The sequence below is a fragment of the Dolichospermum sp. UHCC 0352 genome (assembly GCF_009711925.1).
GTDB lineage: Bacteria > Cyanobacteriota > Cyanobacteriia > Cyanobacteriales > Nostocaceae > Dolichospermum > Dolichospermum lemmermannii.
In genome coordinates this window covers 17,594-23,601 of the sequence record NZ_VIKY01000157.1, presented here as the reverse complement: position 1 = coordinate 23,601, position 6,008 = coordinate 17,594, and the positions used below count along the sequence as shown (strand labels likewise).

At 36.2% G+C, this 6,008-nt stretch carries 8 protein-coding genes and 1 pseudogene; 6 read left to right on the top strand and 3 right to left on the bottom strand.

Annotated elements, in window-relative coordinates; genetic code table 11:
• The first annotated feature begins 604 nt into the window (after positions 1-604).
• Positions 605-868, top strand: coding sequence for a hypothetical protein (locus FJR06_RS10980; protein ID WP_041458150.1), 264 nt, complete (start codon positions 605-607; stop codon positions 866-868).
• A 2-nt stretch (positions 869-870) separates the two neighbouring features.
• Here the strand turns inward: FJR06_RS10980 and FJR06_RS10975 are convergent.
• A pseudogene (locus FJR06_RS10975) lies at positions 871-1,701 on the bottom strand (IS4 family transposase); the annotation flags it as partial.
• Between the two features lie 380 nt (positions 1,702-2,081).
• On the opposite strand from FJR06_RS10975, the gene FJR06_RS10970 reads away from it, so the two are divergent.
• The 5 genes from FJR06_RS10970 to FJR06_RS10950 all read left to right on the top strand — a co-directional run bounded on the left by FJR06_RS10970 (position 2,082) and on the right by FJR06_RS10950 (position 4,760).
• Complete coding sequence (locus tag FJR06_RS10970) at positions 2,082-2,873, top strand: DUF4231 domain-containing protein (protein WP_168651421.1); 792 nt, start codon at positions 2,082-2,084, stop codon at positions 2,871-2,873.
• A 182-nt stretch (positions 2,874-3,055) separates the two neighbouring features.
• Entirely contained in the window at positions 3,056-3,244 is a 189-nt protein-coding gene (locus FJR06_RS10965) for a hypothetical protein (protein ID WP_041458148.1), read from the top strand.
• Positions 3,245-3,444: 200 nt separating this feature from the next.
• Entirely contained in the window at positions 3,445-3,963 is a 519-nt protein-coding gene (locus FJR06_RS10960) for an inorganic diphosphatase (protein WP_015081563.1), read from the top strand.
• 129 nt (positions 3,964-4,092) lie between these two features.
• Positions 4,093-4,476 carry an aspartate 1-decarboxylase gene (panD, locus tag FJR06_RS10955; RefSeq protein WP_015081562.1) on the top strand — a complete coding sequence of 128 codons (384 nt, stop codon included), beginning with the start codon at positions 4,093-4,095 and terminating at the stop codon, positions 4,474-4,476.
• 134 nt (positions 4,477-4,610) lie between these two features.
• Positions 4,611-4,760, top strand: a complete 150-nt coding sequence (locus FJR06_RS10950; RefSeq protein WP_371260363.1) for a hypothetical protein — start codon at positions 4,611-4,613, stop codon at positions 4,758-4,760.
• Positions 4,761-5,287: 527 nt separating this feature from the next.
• Here the strand turns inward: FJR06_RS10950 and FJR06_RS10945 are convergent.
• A complete protein-coding gene (locus tag FJR06_RS10945; protein WP_015081561.1) occupies positions 5,288-5,692 on the bottom strand; it encodes a type II toxin-antitoxin system VapC family toxin in 405 nt (134 codons plus the stop codon).
• Complete coding sequence (locus FJR06_RS10940; protein ID WP_015081560.1) at positions 5,682-5,897, bottom strand: hypothetical protein; 216 nt, start codon at positions 5,895-5,897, stop codon at positions 5,682-5,684. Before FJR06_RS10940 ends, FJR06_RS10945 begins: the two co-directional genes overlap by 11 nt.
• Positions 5,898-6,008: the final 111 nt, after the last annotated feature.

Below are 6,008 nucleotides of genomic sequence, written 5' to 3'. Positions count from 1 at the left end.
TTCCGAAAACAGTAAACCAAAAAGTTTTTCCTCAAGGGTGATGGCTTTACCCACCATAGCCATCCCGAATCAAAAACTACGGATAAGCAAGTAGTATAAAACCCACATTCCGCCCCCTCAACTGTCACATACTAAGGCATTGGTGACAAGTTAAGGAAAAGGGGAAATTGTCAAGGGTGGTATTTGTACCCACATTCCGCACCCCCCGGTGTCACAATCGGTAATTTCGGACTTTTTAATATATTAAAGGATGATTTTTATACAAAAAGGTCGAAATTTTATGTGGCGATAGCGAAGCGCTGCTGCAAGCAGTTCGCTAATCCCAAATCCCCCAACGACCATTTTTCGTTGTGTGACAGTTTAGGGTGCGGAAGATGGGTTTGTAGCCCACATTCCGCACCCTAACTGTCACACATCAACAAAAAGCTGGTTAAGTAGGGCTTGCTGAGTAAAGCTAGAACCGCCTCTAAATAAGGGTTTTGCTGATTTTGGGAACAAAAAAGTGCAAGGCTATGGCATTTAGAGCCTCAAAATCCTTGCATTTCTATGGAAAATCAGGGGGTGAATTTGGAAACCAATCTCCCAAACCACCATTTTTCGCACTGTGTGGCATCTAGGTTCGCTTTGGATACTTATTCAGCAAGCCCTAATTACAGTAGCAGCTACAGCTAGTAATTCTACACAGGCAGAATTTACATCTTTAGAAGCATTAATTCCCACTTTACCAGAAGCAGAACGCAACGATTTTTTGGTTAAAGTCCTCAAAAATGAGCCATTAATTGGAGTTCAATTAGCAAAAAGATTGAAAGAATTATCTAATAGTCAACTTACTTTAGTTCAAGGTAATGGTCTGACGGGGCGACAATGAAGCTAGGATGTAGGTAGAATAAGCTCTATAGCCCTTAGACCCCGTTGATAGTACTTGCGCTTATTAGGAATAAGTCTCAATAAATCTAAAACCGAGTCCCAGCAACTTGTATCAAAATCAACCCAAGCTGTACCATAAAATCCAATATAAAAAGTACTATGACGACGTTCATATCTGCCAAATTCTTTAACGCGACCAACGTATTTTTGCAACCCTTGGCGCTTAATTTGCCGTCCTTCAATAGTAGCACTAGTGTAGGCGATAGCTATTAATATAACCAAAGAGATTAGTCGATTGCCTCTAACTTGAGTACCTTCTAAACAATAACCTCCTTTTTTAAAGTCTCTAAACATTTCTTCAATACAAAATCTTTTCTTGTAAGCTGAAATAGCCTCGGCGATAGTATCTAAATTTGTTAAAATAAACCACGGTTCTTTTGGGGCTATTCCCTTAACTTTACCTTTCCATTTACCAGCGATATTGAAATTATCAAACCCATGAGTTTTTGTGACTTCAATACCTTGTAAAAATAAAGAAACACCTGGAGATAATCCCAAAGTTTTTAATTGCACATAAATATCTTTTTTTATTTCTACAAAGTGATTATTCTTCAATCGAAGACAGAAATATACTTCCCTTTCCCTGAAACAGTTTGCCAAGACAACAGAACAGAATTCTCTATCTCCTAATACACATATTTTATAAATATCAAATATCGGTAAAATATGGGATAATATTTTCTTTTGTTCATCAAAATTACTACTCCCTAATTTTGGTAATAATTCAAAATATACGGGAAAACTTCTGTTCTCCCATACCACACTTACCATAAACCTATATTTTGAATTGACTGTAATACAGTAATTATTATATTTAGAAATAAACTTTCGCTAGGGCTAAATTGTGTCTCTAAATATGTCTGATAAAATACAGGTAGCATAGGCAACATTTTTATTGGGTACGGGTTTTGATGTGTTACCGCTTCCCATCATACCTGCCTACAATCCTTATTCCATCAATCTTTGAGCGTATCCTTGAAAACAACTGGAAAATCCGGATCTTAACCTTTTTTCCGAAAAATATTGCTAGTCCTGGCAACTTGTCAATAATGTTACTTTCGTGTAATATAGATCTTTGGTTGTGAAAATATTTTTACAACGGGGTTTCCAATCATCAATTCAACATTCCGACAATAACCACACCAGGAAAAAATATGCTGTTTTTTTTCAAGTTGATTGATTATTTATTAGCCGCAGTTGCTATCACATCAATTTTCATCATTTATGTTGGTTCTAGTGATCAACAATATATAACTGCTGCATCCGTTGCTTTAACTGTTGCTCTTGGTTTGTTTATCTTCAATAGACAATCTGTGAAGAATGCTCAAAAGGAATCACAAAAAACTGAGCTTTCCAAAAAAGCTGAACTCTATACCTCTCTATTAAGCAATGGTACTACATTGGACTATAATACAGTTTTACCAGCACGAGCTAAAGCTTTAGAATATTGTCAAGAGTTGATTGATGATTATAAAAGTTCTCGAAATCTCGCCAGAACTCTTTACTATGTTTTGCAAATTTCTACCGTTATTTTGTCAGGTGTCACACCAATTTTAGTGTTGGTGGATAAATTAGAAGCAGGACAAAGCTGGTTAAAATGGCTGCCTGTTATTTGCCCAGCCGTTGCTTCCATTGTTGCTAGTATCGTTACCTCATTTCCTTTTGAAAAAAATTGGATGGCTGCTAACAAAGCCGTTGAATTATTAGAAGCTGAACAGGAAAAGTTTATTTTGGGAATTAGCCCAGCCTATCGTTGTTATGATATTTCCGAAGAAGGTAAACAACAACAAAGAGTAAGTCAGGCAATAGAACTATTTATTAATCAAGTGAATAATATTCACCTCCAAATAGTTCAACCCAGCAGTGATTCAGAACAAGGAAATCAAGAAAAACAAGAGTCACCACAATCTGAAGAATCAACTACAGGACAAAAAGTGGCTGCATAATCTTGGGCGCAGGGACTAATCTAATTGGACGCAAGACCTGCGCCCCTACGGAATTTCTGAAGGATCAAAAATGTCAGTTATCCCTGACATTACGGTTTATAGTAAAAAAATAGTTAGAATAGTGTAGACCCTCTTTTCCAGGGAGTCAACCCACTCGTGATTCTGATTAATTGCAACCTTGTATGAATTTAAATAGCCAGTCTGCCCATTCTTCCGATACATATTCCCAACGTTTGGCAGACATTGTGGGAACAGTGATCGCTTTGATCACCCTCACTTTACCAGTATTTATCATCGCCCACTATTCTTCAGTAAATGTTGAAAACAATCAGCCATCCTTAAGCTATAACCTATCTATTCCCGGAGATTAAAATATACAGCAGAATTTAGGAGTCAAAGCAGAGGATAATGGGCAGGGAGTTTTTTTCTCTGCTTTTTTTTGATCATTTGTGAAATTCGCCAAGATTTTTAGCAGGAATCTGGGGGAAGAGATCCACAATGCCTTAGAATCTTACACTGGGAGCGAAAATGGCTGCTACCGCTTATTCACTTTTAGTAAAGGAGTTTTGTTGTGGATTTATCTTTGATTCCTGCCCAACCAAAGCCAGGTGTAATTAATGTCCTGATTGAAATTGCTGGCGGAAGTAAAAATAAATACGAATACGATAAGGATTTACAAGCATTTGCTTTAGATCGGGTTCTCTATTCTTCGGTCAAGTATCCTTATGATTATGGTTTTATCCCTAATACCTTAGCTGATGATGGCGATCCGTTAGATGGTATGGTAATGATGGATGAACCAACATTTCCCGGTTGCGTGATTGCGGCTAGACCAGTTGGTTATTTGGAAATGATTGATGGTGGCGATCGTGATGAAAAAATTCTTTGTGTTCCCGATAAAGATCCGCGCTATGCTCATGTAAAGTCTCTCAAAGACATATCCCCTCACCGACTAGAAGAAATTGCTGAATTTTTCCGTAGTTATAAAAATTTGGAAAAAAAGGTCACGCAAATTCTCGGTTGGCAGGATGTGGATAAGGTAGCTCCCTTGGTGGAAAAGTTCATTCAAGCAGCTAAAGCTAAAGCATAATAGATTATGGGTGATGGTAATGTGAATTACTCATTACCCACTAAACCGATAATTGTGGAATCATCAGTAATCACTTACTGAGTCTAATTCCCAACTATCTTACTGGTTGCAAAAAAAATTTAAACTCAAATGCAGCGCACTCTCTTGTCGGCAAAAATTCATAACTGTACGCTCACAGCAGCAAATATTAACTATGTGGGTAGTATCAGCATTGACGAGGTTCTCCTGAAAAAAGCTGGTATATTCCTCTATGAGCAGGTACAAGTAGTGAATATTGCTAATGGTGAGCGTTTTATTACTTATGCCATACCTGCTCCCGCTAATTCAGGAGCGATTGAATTAAATGGAGCAGCCGCACGTTTAGGTGTAGTTGGCGATCGCTTGATTATCATGACTTACGGGCAGTTTACTATAGAAGAGTTAAAATGTTACTCTCCGACTGTTGTAATTGTGGGTGAAAAAAACCAGTTATTAGAAGTGCGACATTATGATGATCTGCTCAGTAAGCTCTAATTTTCAATAAAATGTTAAATTTTGAGTTGTCCGATTCTCAAATTTATGCTCCTGAACAACTAAGTCCTACTCTTGCTGGTGAATCTGATCTATTTCAGGTGCGATTCTTGTACGTGGTTTGATTCCTACTCCTAGTGGCTCAGAAAGCTGGAGTAAAACGGTTAGTAATCTCCTATCATCATTCTGATGATGATGATTTTCTTGATCATGTTCAAACTGAAATTCAGTCAGTATTCCCTAAAGCATTACTAGCTCGTGAAGGACTTATTTTAAGTATTAATTAATATAACCGCCTAAGAGGTGGGCGGGAAATCGCCAAAATGTGTACAGAAACGTGAAATCGCCCAAAACTGCCATCTTCCTGTTACCAATTCTCTAAACTTAATTCTTCAACTCTCAATAAATCACTATCATTAGAAACATTAATATTCATTATGATGAAACTGATTTAGATGTTGATTTAAAAAACTTGGGAATTATCTAAAATTTATGATCATAGTTAGCAATACTTCACCTACAGCACTTCCCGGTGTTATGAGGTACATATCTAGCGGGCAAGATGCCCGCACTACAAGAGTTTCGTGATTCAACTTTGTACCTCATAAGAGCGGAAACCGCTGTATTACTAATCTATCAGCTATAGGGAAAAATCCAATTAGTAGAACAACTTTATGGATAAATTATCATATCATCAGCCGTTTTTCAAGAATTAACACAATGGGGAGATTCAATACCAGGAGCAAAAGAAGTCAAAACTTATGACTGGATTATTGTAAAACCTGTTAATAATGTTAGTTTAGGACAATCTTTATTATCTCATTAATGCTTGAAACCCAGCTTGAATAAAATGCTTATCAAAAGTTAAAGCTTGAGTAACTTTATTTTGTTTCATTACCACAAAAGAAACACAATCAACTAAACCCCATGATTTATCTTGATGTTGTTTGTATAAATTTAATGCCTCTTCAAATAATTCAGGATTTAACCGGATAACTTCTACTTCATCAGAATTTAAAAAAGTTTCCATTAATTCAACTGCTTCACTTTTATAATTACTCGATAAAGCATTACCAACTTCTAATAAAATTGCATCAGTGGTTATCAAAGGATAATTTTCAAATTTTTGAGCTAATTCTAAAGCTTTGAGATGATATTGATCCCGTTTGTTTATTAAGGCTACAATAAACAGCGTATCAACAAAAATTTTATCCCTCACTTGTATCTCTCCCTAAACTAACACTCACTTGAATCGAGAAATCTTCAGGAGCATCAATTTTAATCTTTCGTAATTTGGACATGAGACTAGGTTTTTTAACAGCATTTTCTGAATCGCTTAACTGTTCAATAATTCCATAAACTTGATTAAGTTGTTCTTCTGTTAAATTTTTTAGTTTCTCTTGAATCATTTGTTTTGTAATCATAGTAACTTACCTCACATAACTATTCTTAAGTACAATTATAGCAAATGACTCTGTAAATTTTCTGGTGTTGCACATTATAGCATTTTTTAGTTTTGTGATGTCTGTTTATTA

What these genes read in the sequence shown, in the direction of transcription:
- FJR06_RS10970 (WP_168651421.1), top strand. Translation starts at nt 2,082, where the DNA reads ATGCTGTTTTTTTTCAAGTTGATTGATTATTTATTAGCCGCAGTTGCT.
- FJR06_RS10965 (WP_041458148.1), top strand. Translation starts at nt 3,056, where the DNA reads ATGAATTTAAATAGCCAGTCTGCCCATTCTTCCGATACATATTCCCAA.
- panD (WP_015081562.1), top strand. Translation starts at nt 4,093, where the DNA reads ATGCAGCGCACTCTCTTGTCGGCAAAAATTCATAACTGTACGCTCACA.
- FJR06_RS10940 (WP_015081560.1), bottom strand. Translation starts at nt 5,897, where the DNA reads ATGATTACAAAACAAATGATTCAAGAGAAACTAAAAAATTTAACAGAA.